The following is a 21,398-nucleotide window of genomic DNA, read 5'->3' as shown; positions in this document are numbered from 1 at the left end:
TGCGTAACTGATCCGGATCGCACCCGTCCCAGCACAACGCCAATCAATGTTGAATATCCCCTCTATCGGGGGGACTTTGGAGTCAATCGGCCAGGATCGTTTCAGCGGCGAACCGTTCCGCCGCTGCGACATCCACCTCGATCACCCAGAGATCCGGGTCGCGCGACCGCCGTCGACGCCAATAGCCGTCGAGGTCTTCGGACGGAGTCGAGTCGATCAGCGCCGTTCGCCCGTCGGCGCCGATCCCGCGCTCGAGCAGGCGGGGCAGGGCGCCCCGATCGATGGCGACCACTAGGATTGCGCCGCTTTGCGCGTCCCCTTTGGCGAGCACCGCGCCAAAACCGCCCGCGTCGTTGACCCGTCGCAGCAGCGCACTGACGAGGACGCCGCTGGGAAGACGGCCGCTCATCGCAGGACGATCACGGCAGCGGGCGCGGCGAGACGCGGTATCCGGGAAGCCCGGCCAGGGCGATCCGCGAGCGCATGAATGTACCCGTACCTCGCGCCGCCTCCTCCCCCTCGGCGTCGATCAGCCGGGCATCGGCGACGAACACGCGGCGCTTCCCGCTGATCCAGCGGCCTTCGGCGATGACCGGCCCCGCCTTTAACGGGCGGGTCAGCAGCAGGTTGAACGCGGTCGTCAGGAGAAAGCGATCGGTGACGAGACTGTTGGCGGCATAGAAGGCGGCATCGTCGAGCATCTTGAAATAGCTCGTCCCGTGCGCGGCACCGCCGGCGTGATAATGACGTTCGTCGATCGTGAACCGGATCCGCGCAACGCCGGCCTCCGGTATCTCGAGCGTCGATTCGAAGAAGCGGTTGATCGGCGCACAGGCGTAGAGCGATTCCAGCGCACGGAAATGTGCCTCGGCGCCGGCGGAGGCCAGTTCAGGCGGCATCGCGGACCGCATCGGCGGTGAACAGCGCATAGAGCGCATCGGTCGAACCCGCACCGCGCAGCTTGTCCAGGAACAGCTTGTCGCGCAGCCGGCGCGATATCCGCACCAGTGCCTTCAGATGAACCGCGCCGGCATCGGTCGGCGACAACAGCATGAAGACGAGATCGACGGGCAGATCGTCGACGGCCTGAAAATCGATCGGCTGCGCCAGTCGCGCGAACACAGCCGTAACCTGCGTCAGTCCGTCGAGTTTGGCATGGGGAATCGCGACACCACCGCCAAATCCCGTCGAACCCAGCTTTTCGCGGGCAATCAGACGGTCCGCGATAGTTTTTGCGTCGCCTTCGACAATGTCGGCAGCAAGCGTGGCGACATGGTGAAGCACGGCCTTTTTGTTTGCCGCGACCATGCCGGTCAGGACCGCGTCCGGACGCAGCATATCACTGAAGTCATTCATGCTGTTCATGTCTCAAAGCGCCCCCGCACGCCCCGCCTTAACGGTTTGCACGGGGGCGTAAAGCGCAGCGTCACAACAGCTGTTGCGGCTCGCGCGCTCTATTATGGTGCGGCGGATGCGGAGCGTTGCGGTTCGACCCAGCCGATCGTGCCGTCACCGCGGCGATAAACCATGTTATGCGCGCCAGTACCCGCATTCATGAACAATAGTGCGGCTGTATTGCGAAGATCCAGCATCATCACCGCGTCGGATACGCTGGCCTCGGGGATGTCGACGCGCGTCTCGGCAATGATCAGGGGCGCATCGGGGGCATCGTCCTCGGTGACCTGCTCCTGAAACAGCGTATAGCTTGCATTGTCATAGCCGTTGCTTTCCGCGATCGCCACGGCTTCACCGGCATGGCGATCCTTCAGGCGGCGCATATAGCGGCGAAGCTGGGTTTCGATCTTGGCCGCGGCGCTGTCGAACGCGGCACGGGCGTCATAGGCATCGGCATGGCCCTTGAGCACCAGCCCCTTCATGACATGCGCGACGATATCGCATTTGAAGCCGGCATCATGCGGCCCCTTGCCGAACGTGACCTCGGCGGAAATGGCGCGCGAGAAATACTTGTCGGCGATACCCTGGAGTCGGTCTTCCACATGGCTGTTGAGCGCATCGCCAGTGGCGACCTGATGACCAGAAATCCGGATATCCATTATCGTCTCCTTCTCATCGGACGGTCCTATTGGCTCCGTCCGCCCGGCGTCATCCGGACGCCACGGCCCCCCAAATCGGATCCTTGATCCCCTTCATAAACGCGGCATGGGCCGCAAGGTCTCCCTCGCTGACCGTGAAAACACGCGGTTGCCGAACGACACGAGGCGCCGGTGCGACGACCGGAGTCGCGGCGGTGACGGTTCGCTCGCTGAGCAGGCCGAGACCGATCTGGCGACCACCCAACAGCTCGACATAGACCTGCGACAGAAGCTGCGCGTCGAGCAGCGCGCCGTGGAGAACGCGGTGACTCCGATCGATCCCGAACCGCGAACACAGCGCATCAAGCGAATGCTTCGCGCCCGGATGACGGCTGCGGGCGATCTGCAGCGTATCGATCATCCGGTTCAGGTGAATGATCGGCCGTCCGCATTTGACGAGTTCGCCGTTGAGAAACGAGAAATCGAAGCTCGCATTATGGGCGATCATCGGCGCATCGCCGACGAAATCGAGCAGGTCCGCCACGCCGTCGCCGAACCGCGGCTTGTCGGCGAGAAACGCCTGGCTCAGCCCGTGGACGTTGAACGCCTCGACCGGCATGTCCCGTTCGGGATGGTAATAGGCGTGGAAAGTGCGCCCGGTCTCGACCCGGTTGACCATCTCGACACAGCCGATCTCGACCATGCGATCGCCACCGGAAAAGCTGAGGCCGGTGGTTTCGGTATCGAAGACGATCTCACGCATCCGGCTGTTATCGGCGCTCACGTCCCGTCACGCAAGCGATCACCGCACGAACCTGCGCGCGGGTTTCGTCGAAGCTCGTGTCGGTGCGAATGACATGATCGGCACGCGCGCGTTTCTCGGAATCGGGTGTCTGGCGGGCGAGGATCGCGGCGAAACGCTCGACGGTCATGCCGGGGCGGGCGAGCACGCGGGCCCGCTGGACCTCGGCGGCGGCGGTCACGACGACGATACAGTCGACTCGCGCGTCACCACCGGTTTCGAACAACAGCGGCACGTCGAACACGACGAGTGCGCCGGCATGAGAATCGAGAAACGCCTGACGCTCCTCACCGACCGCGGGATGCACGATCGCCTCGAGACGGCGGATCGCATCGTCGTCGCCGAACACCGCCGCCCCCAGGCGTGTACGGTCGACCGCGCCGTCCTGGACGGTGCCGGGAAACGCGGCGCCGATCGGTGCGACGAGTCGGCCGCCGACACTCTGCAGCTGGTGGACCGTCGCATCGGCGTCGAAGACGGGGACGCCTTCCTCCGCGAACATCGCGGCGACGGCGGATTTGCCCATGCCGATCGACCCGGTAAGCCCGATGATCATGCGGTGAGCAGCGCGCGCAAGGCCTCGTCGCGGTCCCGCGGGGGTTCCACGTGGAACAAAATCTCAAACGCGACCGCCGCCTGACCTATCAGCATCTCGAGCCCGTCGACGGTTTCGAGATCGCGCGCGCGGGCGGCCTTGAGCAGTCCGGTCTCGAGCGGCGCGTAGACGATGTCATACACGAGCGAGTCGGGATCGAGCGCGCCGAGATCGAGGTCGAGGGGCGGCTGGCCGGCCATGCCGAGGATGCTCGCATTGACCAGCAGCCGCGACGGCGGGACCGCCGGACCGATCGGCAGCGCCTGTCCCTTGAGCCCGAATGTCGACAGCAACGCCGCCGCCTTCAAAGGATTGCGGTTGAGGATCGTCACCGGACCGACGCCCATGCGCGACAGGGCGAAGAGGATCGCCCGCGCCGCGCCGCCTGCACCGATCACCGTGACGGGCTGGCCGGCGATATCGAGATCATCGATCGGCGCCCAGAACCCCGCGGCATCGGTATTTGTACCGATGCAGTCGCCGGCGGAGTTGCGGAAGACGGTATTGACCGCGCCGATCGACCCCCGGACGTCGCCGGGGTCGCACACGTGGTCGAGCGCCGCCAGCTTGTGCGGCATCGTGATATTGCAGCCCCGCCATGCGGGATCGCTCTTCCGCTCGGCGAAATAGGCCGGAAGCTCTTCCGCGGTGACGTGCTGGTGCCGGTACTCGGCGTCGATCCCGAGCGCGTCGAGCCAGAAGCCGTGGATCAGCGGCGATTTCGATTGAGCGATCGGATCGCCGATCACTTCGGCATAGGGGCGAGGGGTCATTCAGAGCTCCATAAGATCCCGGGCTGGCTGGCCGGCGTTCGACGCCGCCCACCGCGCATCGATCGCGTGTAATCGATACCGCCGGGATTGCCAGACGAACGCCGATGCCCGTCAGCGGCCCACGCGCTAGGCGGGGAGTGCACCGCGGGTCCGGAGAAAATCGAGCACGTTAAGCAGCGGCATGCCGAGAACGGTGAACTGGCTGCCGTCGATCTTCGTGAAGAGCTGCGCGCCCGGACCCTCGATCCGGTAACAGCCGACACACCCCGCGATCGCAGGCCACTCGGCATCGAGATAGGTTTCGATAAACGCGTCGGACAGCGGCCGGACATGCATCCGCGCGCGTTCGACATGGCGCCACACCGGTCGGCCATTCTCCGCGATGACCGCCGCGCTCCACAGGTCATGATGCGTGCCCGACATCCGTCGCAGATGCGCGGCCGCGTCATCGCGATCGACCGGTTTGTCGAGGATCGTGCCATCCTCCAGCGCGACGAGCGAGTCGCTGCCAAGGACGAAATGCCCCGGCATCCGCGTCGAGACCTTCGTTGCCTTGAGCTCGGCAAGCGCGTCGGCCAGATCGCGCGGCGAGAGCGTGACCAGGGCCGCCTTCGCCGCATCCTCGTCGACACCCGCAAAGGTCGCATCGAACGCGACGCCCGCCGCAGTGAGCATCGCGCGACGCGACGCACTCTGCGACGCGAGAATCAGGAAGCTCATGCCTCGGGCCGGCGCTGGTTGCACAGCGCGATGATCGCCGCCGCGGTTTCCTCGATCGACCGCCGTGTCACGTCGATCACCGGCCAGCCATTGTCCGCGAACATCCGCCGCGCAAAGGCGAGTTCGCGCATCACGGCCTCTTCCTCGACATAGGAGGTGTCCGGTGCCTGATGCAGCGACAGCAGCCGGTTGCGGCGCACCTGGATCAGCCGGTCGGCGCTGGTCGTCAGCCCGACGATCAGCGGCTTTCGCAAGGCGTAGAGGATCTTCGGCGGCGGGCTTTCGACGACGATCGGGATGTTCGCGGTCTTGTAGCCGCGGTTGGCAAGATAGATCGAGGTCGGCGTCTTCGACGAGCGCGAGACGCCGGCGAGGACGATATCGGCCTCCTCCCATTCTTCCCACGCGATCCCGTCGTCATGTGCGATCGTCCACTGGATCGCGTCGACACGCGCGAAATAGGCGGCGTCGAGGACGTGTTGACGACCCGGCCGCGCCTTGGCCTGCTGACCCAGCAGTCCCGACAGTGCATCGTTGACCGGATCGAGCGGCGCGACCGCGGGCAGCCCGAGTGCAAGGCAGCGTTGTTCGAGGATCCGCCGCGTCGCGGGGTTCACCAGGGTGAAGATCACGAGCCCGGGATTCTGCGCGACCTCCTGAAGGATGCGCTCGAGATGTGCCTCGGTGCGGACCATCGGCCAGAAATGGCGGACGGTCTCGACATCGTCATATTGCGCGAGCGCGGCTTTGGCGATGTTCTCCAGCGTCTCGCCCGTCGAGTCCGACAGCAGGTGAAGATGGAGCCGTATCATAGGTCGCGTAGCCCTGCCGCGAGGGGCCATCGGAATGAATCTGTGGATAACATGCGGATAAGGGCTAGCGTAACTCACGCCTCCCGCCAAGCGGGCCGGTCGCTGTGGATAAGTCACCTTTTATCCACAGGGCCGCGCACAGCCCGAAAAGTTATCCACAGGCTGTGGGTTGCGGGAACGGTTGAATCGAATCAGCGCGTTTGTACGGGTGTGCAGAGGTCAAGCTGTTGGCATTTCCGGGATCACCGCATAAGTCCCGTGATCAACCGCCCAACCACTGCAACAACCTCTTTCTTGAATCTTCTTATAGTAGAAGAAGGGTGCTCCGCTGACCGATCCGACCCCCAATATGCCGACTTTCAAGCCGCTTCTGGCGACATTGCGCGGCGACCGTCAGGCAACTCCGCCGCTGTGGTTGATGCGCCAGGCCGGGCGCTATCTTCCCGAATATCGCGCGCTCAGGGCGGAAAAGGGCGGGTTCCTCGCGCTCGCGACCGATCCCGCGGCTGCGGCCGAGGTGACGCTGCAGCCGATCCGCCGGTTCGGCTTCGACGGCTCGATCCTGTTCTCGGACATCCTGATGATTCCCTGGGCGCTGGGGCAGGATCTGAGCTTCGGTGTGGGCGAGGGACCGCGGCTCGAACCCGCGCTGGTCGATCATGCGCTCGATCGCCTGCAGTCGGTGCTGGAGCGGCTGGAGCCGGTCTACGAGACCGTCACGCGGGTTGCCGAGGCCTTGCCGCCCGAGACGACGTTCCTGGGCTTTGCGGGGTCTCCCTGGACGGTCGCGACCTATATGGTGGCGGGCAAGGGCAGCAAGGATCAGGGCGAGACCCGGCGTTTCGCCTATCGCGATCCGGCAGCCTTCGGAGCGATCATTGATGCGATCGCGGACAACACCGTCGAGTATCTCGTCCGCCAGATCGAGGCGGGGGTCGATGCGGTCCAGTTGTTCGACAGCTGGTCGGGATCCCTGTCGCCCGCGCAGTTTGAACGCTGGGTGATCTCGCCGACCGCGCGGATCATCGACGAACTCCATGCGCGCTGCCCCGGCGTGCCGGTGATCGGCTTTCCGAAGGGGGCAGGGGGCAAGCTCCCCGCTTATGCGCGCGAGACGGGTGCGGATGCGATCGGGCTCGACGAGACGGTCGATCCGGTCTGGGCGCATGCGTCGCTGCCCGCCGACCTGCCGGTGCAGGGCAATCTCGATCCGCTCGCGCTGATCGCGGGCGGTGCGGATCTCGATGCGGCGATCGACCGGATTCTCGGGGCGTTCGGTGATCGTCCGCACGTCTTCAATCTGGGGCACGGTATCCTGCCCGACACGCCGATCGCGCATGTCGAGCAACTGATCGCCCGCGTCAGGAGCACGACATGAGCGGTTTTCTCGGGGCGGCCTATGACTGGGTAAAGGCCGCACACCTGATCTTCGTGATCTTCTGGATGGCGGGGCTGTTCATGCTACCGCGCTATCTCGTCTATCATCAGGAGGCGCTGGCCGCGGGCAATGCAGCGGAGGCGGCGAGCTGGATCGAGCGCGAGGGCAAGATCCGCAAGATCATCCTGACCCCGGCAATGATCGTCGTCTGGGTGCTGGGACTCGCGCTGGCACTAAACCTCGGGCTGGCGGACGGCGCGCCGGGGCTGGGGTGGCTGCATCTCAAGCTGCTGCTGGTGTTCCTGCTGACGGGTTATCATGGCTGGACGGTCGGCTATGCGAAGAAGCTCGCGGCCGGGAAGCCGACGCTGACGGGCAAGCAGTTGCGGATGCTCAATGAGATCCCTGCGCTGGCGGTGACGCTCATCGTCGTGCTGGTGATCGTCAAGCCGTTCTGAACACCCACGTCATCCTGGACTTGATCCAGGATCCGGAGCGGCGGAGGACACCGTTTGTGGCTCTGGATACTGGGTCGAGCCGAGGATGACGGCGAGGGCGGTCGCCCCGTCTCTGCTTGACTAACCGCCCCCCCAATTCTACCCCGATTCCCAGCACGGCCTCCTGGCGTCCTGCCCGGTCGTGTGGTCCTGCCTGTTCGGCTCGCCCAGTTCCGCTTTCCAGCGCACCCGCAGACCGAACCTGTTCCCGTTGATCGCTATCCGGAAATCCCCATGCATCTCAAAGACCTGAAGAAGAAGAAGCCCGCCGAGCTGGTCCAGCTGGCCGAGGAACTGGGGGTCGAGAGCGCCTCGACGCTGCGCAAGCAGGACCTGTTGTTCGCGATCCTGAAGGTGCAGGCGGACAATGGCGACCAGATCATGGGACTCGGCACGATCGAAGTGCTGCCCGATGGTTTCGGCTTCCTCCGCTCGCCCGAGTCCAACTATCTCGCCGGGCCCGACGACATCTACATCTCGCCGAACCAGGTGCGGAAGTTCGGCCTGCGCACCGGTGACACGGTCGAGGGCGAGATTCGCGGGCCGAAGGATGGCGAACGCTATTTCTCGCTGGTGAAGCTCACGGCTGTCAATTTCGACGACCCCGACGTCGTTCGCCACCGCGTCAACTTCGACAATCTCACGCCGCTCTATCCTGAGAGCAAGCTGACGCTCGATCCCGCCGACCCGACCGTCAAGGACAAGTCAGCGCGGGTGATCGACATCGTGTCGCCGCAGGGCAAGGGCCAGCGCACGCTGATCGTCGCCCCGCCGCGCGTCGGCAAGACGGTCATGTTGCAGAACATGGCCAAGGCGATCACCGACAATCACCCCGAGGTGTTCCTGATCGTCCTGCTGATCGACGAGCGTCCCGAGGAAGTCACCGACATGCAGCGCAGCGTGAAGGGCGAGGTCGTCAGCTCGACGTTCGACGAACCCGCGCAGCGCCACGTGCAGGTCGCCGAGATGGTGATCGAAAAGGCTAAACGCCTGGTCGAGCACAAGAAGGACGTGGTGATCCTGCTCGATTCGATCACCCGTCTGGGTCGTGCCTACAACACCGTCGTGCCGTCGTCAGGCAAGGTCCTGACGGGTGGTGTCGATGCGAACGCACTGCAGCGTCCGAAGCGCTTCTTCGGTGCGGCGCGCAACATCGAGGAGGGCGGCTCGCTCTCGATCATCGCCACCGCGCTGATCGACACGGGCAGCCGCATGGACGAGGTGATCTTCGAGGAGTTCAAGGGCACCGGCAACTCGGAAATCGTGCTCGACCGCAAGGTCGCGGACAAGCGCATCTTCCCGGCGCTCGACGTCGGCAAGTCGGGTACCCGCAAGGAAGAACTGCTGGTCGACAAGGCCAAGCTCTCCAAAATGTGGGTGCTGCGTCGTATCCTCATGCAGATGGGCACGATCGACGCGATGGAGTTCCTGCTCGACAAGATGAAGGATTCGAAGACCAACGAGAATTTCTTCGACAGCATGAATCAGTGATCGAATGCGGCCCGCTGCACGCTGCAGCGGGACTCGCATCGATCCGGCCGGCGGGGTACCGCCCCGACCGACGACATGGGCTTCGCCCATGTCCGGCCAAGTACACCGACCCAAAATGCGGCACGCGAGAGCAATGGCTTTCGTGTGCCGCTTTGCTATGAAACCCATTGAAATCCGCCATCTCCGCACGTCGGTGGTGGCCCGTCACCGGGAGCTGACATCTTGAGTATCATCGCCATGCTGGCCACCGCCGCATCGGGAGTAACCGGACCCGGTTCACCGCTGGAAATCTGGCAGCACATCGTCGCCGACTTCTCCAATCTCGGCGACCCGAAGGCGCTGGCCGCGTTCGGATCGGTCCTGATGATCGACCTCGTCCTTGCCGGCGACAATGCGATCGTCGTCGGCGCGCTCGCCGCGGGGCTTCCTGCCGACCAGCGCAAGAAGGTCATCCTGATCGGCATCGGCGCCGCGCTCGTCCTGCGCATCTTCTTCGCGCTGATCGTGACGTGGCTGATGGGGATCGTCGGGCTGATCTTCGCGGGCGGCCTGCTGCTGCTGTGGGTCAGCTGGAAGTTCTGGCGTGAAATCCGCGAGGGTGCACAGAACGCCGGCTCCGAGGAAATCGAGGGTGACGAACGCTCGGGGATCAAATCCTCGAAGGGCTTTGCCAGCGCCGCCTGGGCGGTCGCGGTCGCCGACGTGTCGATGAGCCTCGACAATGTGCTCGCGGTCGCGGGCGCAGCGCGCGAGCATCCGGGGATCCTCGTGATCGGCCTGTTGCTGTCGGTCGCGATGATGGGCCTGGCAGCGAACTTCATCGCCCGGATCATCAACCGCTATCGCTGGATCGCCTATATCGGCCTGGCGGTGATCCTCGTGGTCGCGGTGAAGATGATCTACGAGGGCTGGACCGGTACCGGTGAAACGCTCGGGATCGTGTCGCTGCTCGGCTGATCGGGGCAGTGTCCGGATAAGGAAAAGGCCTCGCCGGGATCGTCCGGCGAGGCCTTTTTTTGTGGCGCTTGGTCGTTCGTCATGCCGCTTATAGTGCGTTCAGACACGACCCCCATCGTCATCTCCGCGGAGGCGGGGATCCATATCCTTCAAGGTCGGCGATCTTGTACCCACGCTAGCCAGTATGGATTCCCGCCTTTGCGGGAATGACGATGGGAGAGGCGTGCCTTTCAGCCCTCAGCCCAGATGCTCGGCAAAGAATGCAGCGGTGCGTTCGTCCGCCAGCTTGGCCGACGCATCCGATCGGCGCTCGCCGAACTCGGTCGCGAAGCCGTGATCCTCGCCCGCATAATCGTAGATCGTGACCTTGGGATGATCGTCGAGCCCGGCGTGCATCGCCGCCTGCGCGTCCTTGTCGACGAAGTGATCCTCCTCGGGGACGTGGAGCAGCACGGGGTTTGCGATGGCGTGCTTCTCGCCGAGCAGCCCGTCGATCCCGACGCCGTAATAGCCGACGCTCGCATCGATGTCGGTGCGCGCCGCGGTCATGAAGGCGAGGCGGCCACCGAGGCAATAGCCGACCGCGCCGACCTTGGCGCCGTCACCGAGTTCGCTGCGCGCGGCGCGGATCGTCGCCTCGATATCGGCGATACCCTTGTCCTGGTCGAACTGGCCCATGAGTTCGAGCGCGCGATCGAATTCGGGCTTCACGTCCGGGTCGAGCTCGATGCCCGGCTCCAGCCGCCAGAACAGGTCCGGGGCGATCGCGAGATAGCCGGCCTCGGCGAGCGTGTCGCACTTGCGGCGGATGCCGGCATTCACGCCGAAGATTTCCTGGATCACGACGATCGCGGCCTTGGGCGTGCCGGCGGGGACCGCGCGATAGGCGGTGAAGCTGCCGTCGCCCGCGAGCGTCGGGATGGTGGTGGTGTTGGTCATAGCAATCCTCCTTGCGGCCGTTCGAGATCGAGCAGCCGGGATTTTGTGATCGGGCCTTGGCCTGCGGAATACGCACCAAGCCCGCCCCCGGCTCCGAGAATTCGGTGGCAGGGGACGACGATCGGAAACGGATTGCGCGCACAGGCCTGGCCGATCGCACGCGGGCTGGACCGGATCGCCTGCGCGAGATCGCCATAGCTGGCGGTCCGGCCGTAAGGGACCTCAACGATCGCCTGGCGCAGCGCGTCGCCGCGGGGCGTCAGCGATGGCGCGAGCGGAAGGTCGAAGACGGTGAGACGGCCGGCAAAATACGCGTCGAGCTGGCGAAGCGCTTCGCGGATCACCGGGTTCATGGTCGCCTCGACGATGCCGTCCCGGTCGATCGCGATCGCGTCGATCCGGTCGGTGCTGCCGGTCACGCGGATCAGCCCGATAGGCGTTGCGATCGAGGCGGCATCCCGCGCATACATTGCCACGCTATGCCGTGCCCCGCCGTGCGGCTCAAGCGCCACCGAAAGGGCCGTCCATGAAGATGAACATCGAAATCGAATGCACGCCCGAAGAGGCCCGCCGCGCGGTCGGCCTGCCCGACCTGACACCGATTCATGATCGCTATGTCGCGATGATGATCGAGGCGATGCCAGGGCTCGGCGACGGGGCGATGCAGCCTGAGATGATCGAGACGATGATGCGCGGATGGCAGCCGATGGGCGAGGCGGGGATGGCGTTCTGGAAACGGATGTTCGACGGCGCGACGCAGACGGGCAAAACGGGCGGTTGAGTAACAGAATGACGACGATCTTTGCAGTGTCGAGCGGGCGCCCGCCCGCGGCGATCGCAGTGGTGCGGATATCGGGGCCCGAGGCGTTTGCGGCAGCGGTCGCGCTCGCCGGGCCGCTTCCTGCCGCGCGGCATGCCAGTTTGCGTGCTCTGCGTGATGCGAGCGGGATGATGCTCGATCGCGCATTGGTGATCGTCTTCCCGGGCCCGAACACCGCGACGGGCGAGGATCTGGTCGAGCTCCATTGTCATGGGGGGCGGGCGGTCATCGCTGCGGTTGAACGCACGCTTGCGGCAATGACCGGGTTACGACTGGCCGAGCCGGGCGAATTTACCCGCCGCGCGCTTGGTAACGGACGCATCGACCTGACCCAGGCCGAAGGGCTGGCGGATCTGCTCGAGGCCGAAACCGAGGCGCAGCGTGTTGCCGCGATCACCGCGACCGAGGGGCGGGTGAGCCAGGCGGTGCGCGGCTGGATGGACGCGGTCGCGATGCTGTCCGCACGGATCGAGGCGATGCTCGACTTTGCCGACGAGGATGACGTGACGAGCGATGCGGCGGCCTTCGACGCGGTGCTCGCCGATCTCGCAGCGCTGGCGGCTGAGATCGAGATGGTGGTCGCGAGCCCCCCGGTCGAGCGGCTGAAAGACGGCCTTCGCGTCGTGATCGGCGGCCCGCCCAACAGCGGGAAATCGACGTTGCTCAATCTGATGGGGGAGCGCGATGCCGCGATCGTCTCGCCGATCTCTGGGACGACGCGTGATCGCATCGATGTCCCGGTCCTGCGGAACGGGGTCGCCTATGTCCTGACTGATACCGCTGGTCTGATCGATACGCTCGATCCGATCGAGGCGATCGGCGTCGCCCGGGCGGAGACCGCGATGGAGACGGCGGACCTGCTGCTGTGGCTGGCCGACACGGCGCCGCCACGCGAGGATGCGATCTGGGTTCACGCCCGAGCCGATCTGCCGGGGCGGGACGGGGGCGTTCCGCCCGGTCGGGTAATTGCCTTCTCACAAAGCGATCAGGCATCGCTCGACCGGCTCTGGGCCGTGGTCCATGATCGCGCAGCCGCGCTGCTTCCCCGCAATGACGATCTGGCGCTCAAGGCGGATCAGCGCCTACGCTGCGAGCGGGCTGCGGCGACACTGCGTGCGGCGGGCACGGACCCGTTGATCGTTGCGGAGCATCTCCGCGAAGCTCGGACCGGGCTCGCCGCAGTGCTCGGTCTCGATGCGACCGGCGAGATGCTCGATGCACTGTTCGGCCGGTTCTGCATCGGCAAGTGATGTTCCACGTGGAACAACTTTGACGCGATCGTCGCGTCGCTCTACGGCGATGGCATGTTCGATGTAATGGTGGTTGGCGGTGGCCATGCCGGGACCGAGGCCGCAGCCGCGGCAGCGCGGAGGGGCGCGCGTACTGCGCTGGTGTCGTTCGACGCGCGGCAGATTGGTGCGATGTCATGCAACCCGGCGATAGGCGGGCTTGGCAAAGGCCATATGGTGCGCGAGGTCGATGCCTTTGACGGGCTGATCGGTCGTGCTGCCGATGCCGCAGCGATCCATCACCGGATGCTCAATCGCAGCAAAGGATCCGCGGTCCAGGGGCCGAGGATCCAGGCCGACCGCAGGCTCTATGCAGCGGCGATCCAGGCACAGCTGGCGGCGACGCCGAACCTGTCGATCATCGCCGGCGAGGTCAGCGCGCTGCATCTGGAGGGTGGTCGCGTCGCAGGTGTCGTGCTTGCCGACGGCGCCGTGGTCGCAGCGCGCGCGGTGGTGCTCGCGACTGGGACGTTCCTGGGCGGGCGGATCTTCCGTGGCGATGACCGCGAGGAAGGGGGCCGGATCGGCGAGCGCGCGGCGAAGCCACTGGCGGACCAGCTCCGCGCGCGTGCGCTGCCCATGGCGCGGCTTAAGACCGGAACCCCGCCACGGCTCGACGGGCGGACGATCAATTGGGGCGCGCTTGCCGAGCAGCCCTCCGATCCCGAGCCATGGACGATGTCGCCGATGACGACCGACCGTATCCTGCCGCAGGTCGCCTGTGCGATCACGCGGACGACGGACGAGACGCATGCGATCATCCGCGACGCGTTCCACCGGTCGCCGCTGTTCACCGGCGCGATCGAGGCCGCGGGGCCGCGCTATTGTCCGTCGATCGAGGACAAGGTTTCTCGCTTTGGCGACCGCGACGGCCATCAGCTGTTCCTCGAACCCGAGGGGCTCGACGACGCGACGATCTATCCCAATGGTCTGTCGACGTCCTTGCCCGTCGAGGTTCAGGCAGCGATGCTCGCGAGCATTCCCGGGCTCGAGCGTGTCGTGATGACGATGCCGGGCTATGCCGTCGAATATGATTATATCGATCCGCGCGCGCTCGATACGCGATTGGCGCTTCCCGCGATCGACGGCGTGTTCTGCGCCGGCCAGCTCAACGGGACCACGGGCTATGAAGAGGCAGCGGGGCAGGGGCTGGTCGCCGGGCTCAATGCGGCGGCGCATGCCTGTGATCTCGCACCGGTGATCCTCGACCGCGCGTCGAGCTATCTCGGCGTGATGATCGACGACCTTGTCCTGCAGGGCGTCACCGAGCCATACCGGATGCTGACCGCGCGTGCCGAGTTCCGGCTGTCGCTTCGCGCGGACAATGCCGAGACACGGCTTGGTGGGATCGCGGAGGCGGCGGGATGCCTCGGCACCGCGCGGCTTGCCCATCAGCGCGCGCGTGGCGAAGACCGGGCCCGGTTCCGATCCGCGCTGCACGGCGAACGCACCGCGACCGAGATCGCGGATCAGGGCGTTGCGGTGGGGCGTGATGGCGCGCGGCGGACTGCGTTCGACTGGTTGCGCTTCGAGGGCGTGAAGCTCGCGCATGTCGCGCCTGATGCGGCGATCGGGATCCCGGCGGCGGTGGTCGACGAGGTCGTCGAGGATGCGCGCTACGCCCCCTATATCGAACGGCAGGCGCAGGAGGTCGCGCGGTTGCGTGCGGACGAAGCGATCCTGTTACCCCAGGATCTTGCCTATGATCGGGTCCCCGGTCTGTCGAACGAAATGATCGACCGATTGAGTGCGGCACGACCGCTGTCCTTGGCCGCTGCGGCACGCATCCGGGGCATCACGCCCGCAGCGCTGTCTGCGGTGCTTCTCCATACGAAACGAGTGCCGGCATGACCGAAGACGAAGCACGGACCTGGGTCCTCGAGCGGTTTGGCCCCGTCGCGACCGAGCGGGTTGCGGCGTTCGTCGCGATGGTCGTCGAGGAGGCCGCGCATCAGAATCTGATCGCACCTTCGACGATCCCGACGATCTGGGAGCGGCATGTCGTCGACTCGCTTCAGCTGGTTGCACTCGCGGGCCCGGAGACGGATGCGATGCGCTGGCTCGACATCGGGACCGGAGGTGGTTTTCCGGGCATGGTCGTCGCACTGGTCCGCAATGGGCCGGTCGATCTCGTCGAACCACGCCGGCGTCGCGCGGACTTTCTCCAGCTCTGCGTCGCCAGGCTCGGGCTCGGCGAGCAGGTTCGAGTGCATCCGACCAAGGTCGAGTCCGTCACCGCAACGGCGCGGATCATTTCGGCGCGCGCGGTCGCCTCGCTCGAAAACCTTTTGCGTGGCGCGGCGCACTGCGCCACAACAGAGACGCGGTGGCTATTGCCTCGGGGGCGTCTCGATGAGGCAGAGATCACCGCACTTCAGAAGCCTTGGCACTTTATGTTCCACGTGGAACAAAGCGTCACGAACCCGGAGTCGTCTATCGTGGTTCTGGATCGAGTCCGCGCGCGATGATCACCATCGCGGTCGCCAATCAGAAGGGTGGGGTGGGCAAGACCACCAGTGCCATCAATCTCGCGACCGCATTGGCGGCGACGGGAATGCGAGTGCTGCTGGTCGATATCGACCCGCAGGGCAACGCCTCGACCGGCCTTGGAATCGGCCATGCGCAACGCGTCAAATCGAGCTATGACGTCCTTATCGGCGAAGCGACGATCGACCAGGCCGTGGTGCACAGCCGCGTGCCCCGGCTCGACGTGATCCCCGCGACGGTCGATCTGTCGGGGGCGGAGATCGAGCTCGTCGAATTTGATGCCCGGACGCATCGGCTCGATCGTGCGATGCAGGACTCGACCGGGCATTGGGATATCGCGCTGATCGATTGTCCGCCTTCGCTCGGGCTGCTGACGATCAATGCGATGGTCGCAGCGGATGCGCTGCTCGTGCCGCTCCAATGCGAATTCTTCGCGCTCGAAGGCCTGTCGCAGCTGCTCAGCACGGTCGAGCGTATCCGTCAGCGGTTCAACCCCGGCCTGTCGATCCTCGGCGTTGCGCTGACGATGTATGACCGCCGCAACCGGCTTACCGATCAGGTCTCGGCGGATGTCCGCGCGGTGCTGGGCAAGGTGGTGTTCGAAACGGTCATCCCGCGCAACGTGCGGCTGTCGGAAGCGCCCAGTCACGGACTTCCGGCGCTGATCTACGACCATCGCTGCAGCGGATCGCAGGCGTATATCGCGCTTGCCCGCGAGATGATCGGTCGGCTTCCGGTATCGGCACGGGCAGCCGCGTGAGGGTATTGGCATGAGTGAAGGTACCAAGCGCGGCCGGCCGGGGCTCGGTCGCGGACTGAACGCGCTGCTGGGCGAGATGGCCCGCGAGGCGCCGGTAAGCGCGAGCGGTGATGCGCCGACCAATAGCGGCGTGCGCATGCTGCCGGTCAGTTCGTTGTCGCCGCATCCTGACCAGCCCCGCCGTCACTTTGACGAAGCGATGCTGAGCGAGCTCGCAGCCTCGATCGCTGCACGGGGCTTGATCCAGCCGATCATCGTCCGGCCGCACGGTCATGATTATCAGATCGTCGCGGGCGAGCGCCGTTGGCGCGCGGCACAACGGGCGCGACTGCACGAGGTCCCGGTCGTCGTCCGCGACTTCGACGACGCCGAAACGCTCGAAATCGCGCTGATCGAGAATATCCAGCGCGAGGATCTCAACGCGATCGAGGAGGCGCAGGCCTATCAGCGCCTGGCGGCCGAATATGGCCATACGCAGGAGGTGCTGGCCAAGATCGTCCATAAGTCGCGCAGCCATGTCGCCAATTTGTTGCGGCTGCTCGAACTGCCTGCGCAGGTTCAGTCGCAGGTGGTCGAAGGATCGCTGTCGATGGGGCACGCGCGCGCGCTGCTCGGTTCGCCCGATGTCGAGACACTGGCGGACCAGGTGATCGCCCGCGGGCTTTCGGTGCGCGAGACCGAAAAGCTGGCGCGCGATGCCAAACCGGGCCGGACTCGGTCGGGCGGGGCTGCGGCGACCGCGGCGAACGAGGCGCGGATCCCCGATGCGGATATCGCAGCGCTCGAGCGGCAGCTGGCCGATCTGCTGGGTCTACAGGTGCGCGTTGCGCATAGTGAGACGGGCGGCACGCTGACACTGAGTTATTCGACGCTCGATCAGCTCGACATGGTGTGCCAACGGCTGACGGGCGGGGCGATTTGAACTTCTGGGGGGAAGCGGGTCGCGTCCTCCCCTCCGTTACGTCCGCCTGACGGGGGGAATTTAGCGGGCTTTAGTTTCTGCGCGCGATCGCTTGGGCAAGGGCGACGATGGCGGCATCCGCGACGACCCCGCCGGGATTGCCCGGGGCCATGATCGCGCGTTCGGCGGTGCGGACTCGGGCGATGGCCGTAGCGAGCATCACTGGCGACCAGCGGCGGAGCGACTTGGCGGTCTGTGCCTCGTCGCGGAAGAAGACGCGGTGGCGCTTCATCACCGTATCGACCGACTCGCCGCGATCGATCTCGCCGCGCATCTCGGCCAGCGCGATCAGTCTGCGGACGAGCTGCCGCAGCCACGGGATCGGCGAGGTTCCGGCTTCTTCCAGCCGCGCGAGTTCGGTCCCGAGATCGGCGACACGCCCCTCGATCGCCGCGTCGATCGCCTGACCCATCTCCGCCTCGCCGAGGTCTGCGCCGATCGCATCGAGCGCAGCGTGGTCGAGATCATGCGGTCGTTCGGGGCTCGCGTCGAGATACAGAGCAAGCTTGTCGATCTCGCGCGCGATGACCGCCCGGTCGCCGCCGGTGGTCTCGACGAGGCGGCGCGCGACGCCGGGGGCAGGGCGCAGGCCCTGTTCGCCCGCCATCGTGCTGGCGAGCAGCTCTGCATCGGCGGCGGTCGGCGCGTAGCAGGCGAACGCCATCGCACGCGGCGATTCCAGCGCCAGCTTGACGATCTTCGCACTCGTCTTGACGCTGGGCGCGATCGCGACGACCGGGTTGCCCGCTCGATCGGCGTTCAACAGAGTGGTGAATGCCTCGAGGCTCTCCTCGCCCGCCGACGCTACGCGGACGTGACGCGCGGTGGCGAAGAGCGACAGGGCGGCCGCCTCGTCGGCAAGCCGCGAGGGATCGGATCTGAGCTGTGCGCCATCCAGATCGACACGCTCCGCATCGGGGCCCATCGCCTTGGCGAGCGTGCGGGCGAGGTCGCTTGCACCGGCCTCGTCAGGGCCGTGGAGGAGATAGAGACGGATATCGGGGCCGGGCCTGGCCAATGCGGCGCGGATCTGGTTGGCGCTGGCCTTCACGGGGCCGGCGTGGGGGCCGGCGGGGTCCGCTGCGCATAGAGCGCGATCCGCGCGACGATCTGATCCGCAACGATTCCCGACAGACGTTCCAGCGCGGTATTCTCGGCAGCGATCGTCGCATATTCGGACCGGACGACATCGATGCCGGCGTCGGATCCGGCAGTCGCGTCGAGCAGGACGGTACCGTCACCGATCCTGACGAGCTGATAGCGCGCGCGCAGGATCCGGCGTTCGCGCGACACGCTGTCGTCGCGACGCACGCCGAGGCCGTTGATCTGGTCCTCGAGCCGGATATCGATCCGATACAGCGGCGCAGCGCCGTTCGACGGCAACCGATCGCGGAGCGCGGTCGCCATCAGCCACCCGGACTTGCCCTCGATCGGCGTGATCTCGACTTGGCCGAGCGTGCCGGCAACCGCGCCGCTGCTGCCGCCCGAATAGAGCGGATGTAGCCCGCAACCCGCCAGGCTGGTCGAGAGCAGCAGGGCCCCGGCAAGAAGCGCGTACCGCGTCATGCGACGATGTTCACGAGGCGGTCGGGCACGACGATCACTTTCCGGGGCGGCTTGCCCTCGAGCAGGCGGACGATCTTGTCAGAGGCCAGCGCGGCCGCCTCGACCTCATCCTTCGGCGCGCCCTTGGGGAAGACGAGCGTGTCGCGCAGCTTGCCATTGACCTGCACCGCGATGGTGACCTCGTCATCGACCAGCAGCGCCGGATCGACTTCGGGCCACACAGCGTCGGCGATCAGGCCGTCGTTACCCGCGGTCGCCCAGGCTTCCTCGGCAACGTGCGGCACCATCGGGCTGACGAGCAGCAGCAAGGTCCGGATCGCCTGTTCGCGGTCGGCGGACTGCGGTGCCTTCTCGATTGCGCTGCACAGGCTGTAGAGCCGCGCGACCGCCTTGTTGAACTGCAAGCCATTGATATCGCTCTCGATACCCACTGTCGTCCGGTGGCAGAGCTTGCGCAACGCGATGTCGTCACCCTCGGCGTTGGCGGCACCGTCGGCCTCGATCAGGCGCCAGAGACGCTGGACGAACCGCCACGCGCCTTCGATACCCGATTCACTCCAGGGCAGATCGCGCTCGGGCGGCGAGTCGGAGAGCACGAACCAGCGCACCGCGTCGGCGCCATACTGGTCGACGATCGGCTCGGGATCGACGGTGTTCTTCTTCGACTTCGACATCTTCTCGACACGACCGACGGTGATCGCGTCACCCGTCGCGATCTCGATGCCGTCGCGCACGTCGTCGGGGCCGAGCCAGCGGCCGTCCGCGGACTTGTACGTCTCGTGCGTAACCATGCCCTGCGTGAACAGCCCGGCAAACGGCTCGGCGATGTCGAGCATGCCGATATGCTTCAGCGCGCGCGTCCAGAAGCGGGCGTAGAGCAGATGCAGGATCGCATGCTCGACGCCGCCGATATACTGGTTGACCGGCAGCCACTTCTCCGCGCCCGTCCGGTCGAACGGTTTCGCATCCGGCTGGCTGGCGAAGCGGATGAAATACCACGATGAATCGACAAACGTGTCGAGTGTGTCGGTCTCGCGTCGCGCATTCCCGCCGCAGCTAGGGCAGGGGACATGCTTCCAGGTTGGATGACGATCGAGCGGGTTGCCGGGGATGTCGAACGACACGTCCTCGGGCAGGACGATCGGCAGCTGGTCCTTGGGCACCGGCACCGCGCCGCACGCGTCGCAGTGGATGATCGGGATCGGCGTGCCCCAGTAACGCTGGCGGCTGACGCCCCAGTCGCGCAGGCGGAACACGGTCGTGCCCTTGCCCCAGCCTTCGCCCTCGGCGCGCTCGATCACGACACGCTTGGCGTCCTCAATGTCCATTCCGTCGAGGAAGTGCGAGTTGACGATCGTGCCCGCACCCGTCCAGGCGGTGTTGCCGACGAACACGGGGGCCTCGTCGTCGCCTTCGCTGACGACGCGCTTGACCGGCAGGTCGTATTTGCGCGCGAAATCCAGATCGCGCTGGTCATGCGCGGGCACGCCGAACACCGCGCCCGTACCATATTCCATCAGCACGAAGTTCGCGATGTAGACGGGTAGTTCCCACGTCTTATCGAGCGGATGCGTCGCGCGGATCCCGGTGTCGAAGCCCAGCTTCTCCTGCGTATCGAGTTCCGCCGCGGTGGTGCCGCCACGCTTGCAGAGTTCGATGAACGCAGCCGCATCGGGGTTCGTCTCGGCGATCGCGCGCGCGATCGGATGATCCGCGGCGACCGCGACGAAGCTCGACCCGAACATCGTGTCGGGCCGCGTCGTGAACACCTCGACCGAGTCGATGCCGGTCGCATTGCCCGCCAGCGCGAACTTGAACTGCAGGCCCTGGCTGCGGCCGATCCAGTTCTCCTGCATCAGCTTGACCTTGTCAGGCCAATGCTCGAGCGCGCCAAGGCCGTCGACCAGCTCGTCGGCGAAGTCGGTGATCTTCAGGAACCACTGCGACAGCTTGCGCCGCTCGACCAGCGCGCCCGAGCGCCAGCCGCGCCCGTCGATCACCTGCTCGTTGGCGAGCACGGTCATGTCGACCGGATCCCAGTTGACCGCCGATTCCTTGCGGTAGACCAAGCCTGCCGCGAACAGGTCGAGGAACAGCGCCTGCTCATGCCCGTAATAGTCAGGCTCGCACGTCGCCAGCTCACGCGTCCAGTCGAGCGCGAAGCCCAGCCGCTTCAGCTGCGCCTTCATCGTGGCGATGTTGGCGCGCGTCCAATTGCCCGGATGCACGCCCTTTTCCATCGCCGCGTTCTCGGCGGGCATGCCGAACGCGTCCCAGCCCATCGGATGGAGCACTTCCATGCCCTTCATCCGACGGAAGCGCGCGAGCACGTCCCCCATCGTGTAGTTGCGGACATGCCCCATGTGGATGCGCCCCGACGGATAGGGGAACATCTCGAGCACGTACGAGCGCGGCTTGGTCGAAGAATCGTCAGCGGCGAACGTGTTGCGTTCGTCCCAGACCTTCTGCCACGCCGCGTCCGCCTTCAACGCATTGAAACGCGACGCCATGATGTCGT

The 21,398-nt window shown here is 65.9% G+C and carries 24 protein-coding genes; 10 read left to right on the top strand and 14 right to left on the bottom strand.

Annotated elements, in window-relative coordinates; genetic code table 11:
* Nucleotides 1-82: 82 nt before the first annotated feature.
* The 9 genes from SOM18_RS12670 to SOM18_RS12630 form a co-directional block, all read right to left on the bottom strand.
* Nucleotides 83-409: a DUF1491 family protein gene (locus tag SOM18_RS12670; RefSeq protein ID WP_031440911.1), complete on the bottom strand. Its 327-nt coding sequence runs from the start codon at nucleotides 407-409 to the stop codon at nucleotides 83-85.
* A 10-nt stretch (nucleotides 410-419) separates the two neighbouring features.
* A complete protein-coding gene (locus tag SOM18_RS12665; protein WP_031395097.1) occupies nucleotides 420-899 on the bottom strand; it encodes a PaaI family thioesterase in 480 nt (159 codons plus the stop codon).
* The gene (locus SOM18_RS12660) at nucleotides 889-1,356 is read right to left on the bottom strand and encodes a PTS sugar transporter subunit IIA (RefSeq protein ID WP_031440910.1); all 468 of its coding nucleotides are present in this window, start codon (nucleotides 1,354-1,356) and stop codon (nucleotides 889-891) included. Before SOM18_RS12660 ends, SOM18_RS12665 begins: the two co-directional genes overlap by 11 nt.
* Before the next feature lie 101 nt (nucleotides 1,357-1,457).
* A complete protein-coding gene (gene hpf, locus SOM18_RS12655; RefSeq protein WP_031395099.1) occupies nucleotides 1,458-2,054 on the bottom strand; it encodes a ribosome hibernation-promoting factor, HPF/YfiA family in 597 nt (198 codons plus the stop codon).
* Nucleotides 2,055-2,103: 49 nt separating this feature from the next.
* Nucleotides 2,104-2,796 carry a DNA polymerase III subunit epsilon gene (dnaQ, locus tag SOM18_RS12650; protein WP_320481916.1) on the bottom strand — a complete coding sequence of 231 codons (693 nt, stop codon included), beginning with the start codon at nucleotides 2,794-2,796 and terminating at the stop codon, nucleotides 2,104-2,106.
* A gap of 7 nt (nucleotides 2,797-2,803) precedes the next feature.
* A complete protein-coding gene (coaE, locus tag SOM18_RS12645) occupies nucleotides 2,804-3,391 on the bottom strand; it encodes a dephospho-CoA kinase (protein WP_031440909.1) in 588 nt (195 codons plus the stop codon).
* Nucleotides 3,388-4,203, bottom strand: a complete 816-nt coding sequence (locus SOM18_RS12640; protein ID WP_031440908.1) for a shikimate dehydrogenase family protein — start codon at nucleotides 4,201-4,203, stop codon at nucleotides 3,388-3,390. The genes coaE and SOM18_RS12640 overlap by 4 nt, the downstream gene beginning before the upstream one ends.
* Before the next feature lie 126 nt (nucleotides 4,204-4,329).
* A complete protein-coding gene (locus tag SOM18_RS12635) occupies nucleotides 4,330-4,923 on the bottom strand; it encodes a Maf family protein (protein ID WP_031440907.1) in 594 nt (197 codons plus the stop codon).
* Entirely contained in the window at nucleotides 4,920-5,735 is an 816-nt protein-coding gene (locus SOM18_RS12630) for a pyruvate, water dikinase regulatory protein (protein ID WP_031440906.1), read from the bottom strand. Before SOM18_RS12630 ends, SOM18_RS12635 begins: the two co-directional genes overlap by 4 nt.
* A gap of 349 nt (nucleotides 5,736-6,084) precedes the next feature.
* On the opposite strand from SOM18_RS12630, the gene hemE reads away from it, so the two are divergent.
* The 4 genes from hemE (at nucleotide 6,085) to SOM18_RS12610 (ending at nucleotide 10,058) form a co-directional block, all read left to right on the top strand.
* Complete coding sequence (gene hemE / locus SOM18_RS12625; RefSeq protein ID WP_031440905.1) at nucleotides 6,085-7,113, top strand: uroporphyrinogen decarboxylase; 1,029 nt, start codon at nucleotides 6,085-6,087, stop codon at nucleotides 7,111-7,113.
* Nucleotides 7,110-7,571: a CopD family protein gene (locus SOM18_RS12620; protein ID WP_031440904.1), complete on the top strand. Its 462-nt coding sequence runs from the start codon at nucleotides 7,110-7,112 to the stop codon at nucleotides 7,569-7,571. Before hemE ends, SOM18_RS12620 begins: the two co-directional genes overlap by 4 nt.
* A 273-nt stretch (nucleotides 7,572-7,844) precedes the next feature.
* Nucleotides 7,845-9,101 carry a transcription termination factor Rho gene (gene rho / locus SOM18_RS12615; protein ID WP_031395107.1) on the top strand — a complete coding sequence of 419 codons (1,257 nt, stop codon included), beginning with the start codon at nucleotides 7,845-7,847 and terminating at the stop codon, nucleotides 9,099-9,101.
* A 237-nt stretch (nucleotides 9,102-9,338) separates the two neighbouring features.
* Nucleotides 9,339-10,058 carry a TerC family protein gene (locus SOM18_RS12610; protein WP_031395108.1) on the top strand — a complete coding sequence of 240 codons (720 nt, stop codon included), beginning with the start codon at nucleotides 9,339-9,341 and terminating at the stop codon, nucleotides 10,056-10,058.
* 237 nt (nucleotides 10,059-10,295) lie between these two features.
* Here SOM18_RS12610 and SOM18_RS12605 read toward each other — a convergent pair whose 3' ends face one another.
* Both SOM18_RS12605 and SOM18_RS12600 read right to left on the bottom strand, forming a co-directional pair.
* Nucleotides 10,296-10,997 (bottom strand): dienelactone hydrolase family protein, encoded by a 702-nt coding sequence (locus SOM18_RS12605; protein ID WP_031440903.1) that lies wholly within the window; start codon nucleotides 10,995-10,997, stop codon nucleotides 10,296-10,298.
* On the bottom strand, nucleotides 10,994-11,467 hold the full coding sequence (locus SOM18_RS12600) for a methylated-DNA--[protein]-cysteine S-methyltransferase (RefSeq protein WP_031440902.1): 474 nt from the start codon (nucleotides 11,465-11,467) through the stop codon (nucleotides 10,994-10,996). Before SOM18_RS12600 ends, SOM18_RS12605 begins: the two co-directional genes overlap by 4 nt.
* Nucleotides 11,468-11,523: 56 nt before the next feature.
* Between SOM18_RS12600 and SOM18_RS12595 the strand changes: the two genes are divergently transcribed.
* Genes SOM18_RS12595 through SOM18_RS12570 form a run of 6 tightly spaced genes read left to right on the top strand, consistent with a single transcriptional unit; the run spans nucleotide 11,524 to nucleotide 17,275 of the window.
* Entirely contained in the window at nucleotides 11,524-11,778 is a 255-nt protein-coding gene (locus SOM18_RS12595) for a DUF6489 family protein (protein WP_031440901.1), read from the top strand.
* Nucleotides 11,779-11,786: 8 nt separating this feature from the next.
* Entirely contained in the window at nucleotides 11,787-13,067 is a 1,281-nt protein-coding gene (gene mnmE, locus SOM18_RS12590; protein ID WP_320481792.1) for a tRNA uridine-5-carboxymethylaminomethyl(34) synthesis GTPase MnmE, read from the top strand.
* Nucleotides 13,068-13,121: 54 nt separating this feature from the next.
* A complete protein-coding gene (gene mnmG / locus SOM18_RS12585) occupies nucleotides 13,122-14,957 on the top strand; it encodes a tRNA uridine-5-carboxymethylaminomethyl(34) synthesis enzyme MnmG (protein WP_320481791.1) in 1,836 nt (611 codons plus the stop codon).
* Nucleotides 14,954-15,574, top strand: a complete 621-nt coding sequence (locus SOM18_RS12580; protein ID WP_031440899.1) for a 16S rRNA (guanine(527)-N(7))-methyltransferase RsmG — start codon at nucleotides 14,954-14,956, stop codon at nucleotides 15,572-15,574. The genes mnmG and SOM18_RS12580 overlap by 4 nt, the downstream gene beginning before the upstream one ends.
* On the top strand, nucleotides 15,571-16,353 hold the full coding sequence (locus SOM18_RS12575) for a ParA family protein (protein WP_031396158.1): 783 nt from the start codon (nucleotides 15,571-15,573) through the stop codon (nucleotides 16,351-16,353). Before SOM18_RS12580 ends, SOM18_RS12575 begins: the two co-directional genes overlap by 4 nt.
* A 10-nt stretch (nucleotides 16,354-16,363) precedes the next feature.
* Nucleotides 16,364-17,275, top strand: a complete 912-nt coding sequence (locus tag SOM18_RS12570) for a ParB/RepB/Spo0J family partition protein (RefSeq protein ID WP_031440898.1) — start codon at nucleotides 16,364-16,366, stop codon at nucleotides 17,273-17,275.
* Between the two features lie 70 nt (nucleotides 17,276-17,345).
* Here SOM18_RS12570 and holA read toward each other — a convergent pair whose 3' ends face one another.
* The 3 genes from holA to leuS are packed head-to-tail and all read right to left on the bottom strand — an operon-like array spanning nucleotide 17,346 to nucleotide 21,390.
* The gene (gene holA / locus SOM18_RS12565) at nucleotides 17,346-18,365 is read right to left on the bottom strand and encodes a DNA polymerase III subunit delta (protein WP_031440897.1); all 1,020 of its coding nucleotides are present in this window, start codon (nucleotides 18,363-18,365) and stop codon (nucleotides 17,346-17,348) included.
* On the bottom strand, nucleotides 18,362-18,880 hold the full coding sequence (gene lptE / locus SOM18_RS12560) for an LPS assembly lipoprotein LptE (protein ID WP_031396161.1): 519 nt from the start codon (nucleotides 18,878-18,880) through the stop codon (nucleotides 18,362-18,364). Before lptE ends, holA begins: the two co-directional genes overlap by 4 nt.
* The gene (leuS, locus tag SOM18_RS12555) at nucleotides 18,877-21,390 is read right to left on the bottom strand and encodes a leucine--tRNA ligase (RefSeq protein WP_320481790.1); all 2,514 of its coding nucleotides are present in this window, start codon (nucleotides 21,388-21,390) and stop codon (nucleotides 18,877-18,879) included. Before leuS ends, lptE begins: the two co-directional genes overlap by 4 nt.
* Nucleotides 21,391-21,398: the final 8 nt, after the last annotated feature.

The sequence above is a fragment of the Sphingomonas sp. CFBP9019 genome, assembly GCF_034045155.1.
Taxonomy (GTDB): domain Bacteria; phylum Pseudomonadota; class Alphaproteobacteria; order Sphingomonadales; family Sphingomonadaceae; genus Sphingomonas; species Sphingomonas aerolata.
This window is presented reverse-complemented; position numbering and strand designations above follow the sequence as displayed.

What these genes read in the sequence shown, in the direction of transcription:
- SOM18_RS12670 (WP_031440911.1), bottom strand. Translation starts at nt 409, where the DNA reads ATGAGCGGCCGTCTTCCCAGCGGCGTCCTCGTCAGTGCGCTGCTGCGA.
- SOM18_RS12665 (WP_031395097.1), bottom strand. Translation starts at nt 899, where the DNA reads ATGCCGCCTGAACTGGCCTCCGCCGGCGCCGAGGCACATTTCCGTGCG.
- SOM18_RS12660 (WP_031440910.1), bottom strand. Translation starts at nt 1,356, where the DNA reads ATGAATGACTTCAGTGATATGCTGCGTCCGGACGCGGTCCTGACCGGC.
- hpf (WP_031395099.1), bottom strand. Translation starts at nt 2,054, where the DNA reads ATGGATATCCGGATTTCTGGTCATCAGGTCGCCACTGGCGATGCGCTC.
- dnaQ (WP_320481916.1), bottom strand. Translation starts at nt 2,796, where the DNA reads ATGCGTGAGATCGTCTTCGATACCGAAACCACCGGCCTCAGCTTTTCC.
- coaE (WP_031440909.1), bottom strand. Translation starts at nt 3,391, where the DNA reads ATGATCATCGGGCTTACCGGGTCGATCGGCATGGGCAAATCCGCCGTC.
- SOM18_RS12640 (WP_031440908.1), bottom strand. Translation starts at nt 4,203, where the DNA reads ATGACCCCTCGCCCCTATGCCGAAGTGATCGGCGATCCGATCGCTCAA.
- SOM18_RS12635 (WP_031440907.1), bottom strand. Translation starts at nt 4,923, where the DNA reads ATGAGCTTCCTGATTCTCGCGTCGCAGAGTGCGTCGCGTCGCGCGATG.
- SOM18_RS12630 (WP_031440906.1), bottom strand. Translation starts at nt 5,735, where the DNA reads ATGATACGGCTCCATCTTCACCTGCTGTCGGACTCGACGGGCGAGACG.
- hemE (WP_031440905.1), top strand. Translation starts at nt 6,085, where the DNA reads ATGCCGACTTTCAAGCCGCTTCTGGCGACATTGCGCGGCGACCGTCAG.
- SOM18_RS12620 (WP_031440904.1), top strand. Translation starts at nt 7,110, where the DNA reads ATGAGCGGTTTTCTCGGGGCGGCCTATGACTGGGTAAAGGCCGCACAC.
- rho (WP_031395107.1), top strand. Translation starts at nt 7,845, where the DNA reads ATGCATCTCAAAGACCTGAAGAAGAAGAAGCCCGCCGAGCTGGTCCAG.
- SOM18_RS12610 (WP_031395108.1), top strand. Translation starts at nt 9,339, where the DNA reads ATGCTGGCCACCGCCGCATCGGGAGTAACCGGACCCGGTTCACCGCTG.
- SOM18_RS12605 (WP_031440903.1), bottom strand. Translation starts at nt 10,997, where the DNA reads ATGACCAACACCACCACCATCCCGACGCTCGCGGGCGACGGCAGCTTC.
- SOM18_RS12600 (WP_031440902.1), bottom strand. Translation starts at nt 11,467, where the DNA reads ATGTATGCGCGGGATGCCGCCTCGATCGCAACGCCTATCGGGCTGATC.
- SOM18_RS12595 (WP_031440901.1), top strand. Translation starts at nt 11,524, where the DNA reads ATGAAGATGAACATCGAAATCGAATGCACGCCCGAAGAGGCCCGCCGC.
- mnmE (WP_320481792.1), top strand. Translation starts at nt 11,787, where the DNA reads ATGACGACGATCTTTGCAGTGTCGAGCGGGCGCCCGCCCGCGGCGATC.
- mnmG (WP_320481791.1), top strand. Translation starts at nt 13,122, where the DNA reads ATGTTCGATGTAATGGTGGTTGGCGGTGGCCATGCCGGGACCGAGGCC.
- SOM18_RS12580 (WP_031440899.1), top strand. Translation starts at nt 14,954, where the DNA reads ATGACCGAAGACGAAGCACGGACCTGGGTCCTCGAGCGGTTTGGCCCC.
- SOM18_RS12575 (WP_031396158.1), top strand. Translation starts at nt 15,571, where the DNA reads ATGATCACCATCGCGGTCGCCAATCAGAAGGGTGGGGTGGGCAAGACC.
- SOM18_RS12570 (WP_031440898.1), top strand. Translation starts at nt 16,364, where the DNA reads ATGAGTGAAGGTACCAAGCGCGGCCGGCCGGGGCTCGGTCGCGGACTG.
- lptE (WP_031396161.1), bottom strand. Translation starts at nt 18,880, where the DNA reads ATGACGCGGTACGCGCTTCTTGCCGGGGCCCTGCTGCTCTCGACCAGC.
- leuS (WP_320481790.1), bottom strand. Translation starts at nt 21,390, where the DNA reads ATGGCGTCGCGTTTCAATGCGTTGAAGGCGGACGCGGCGTGGCAGAAG.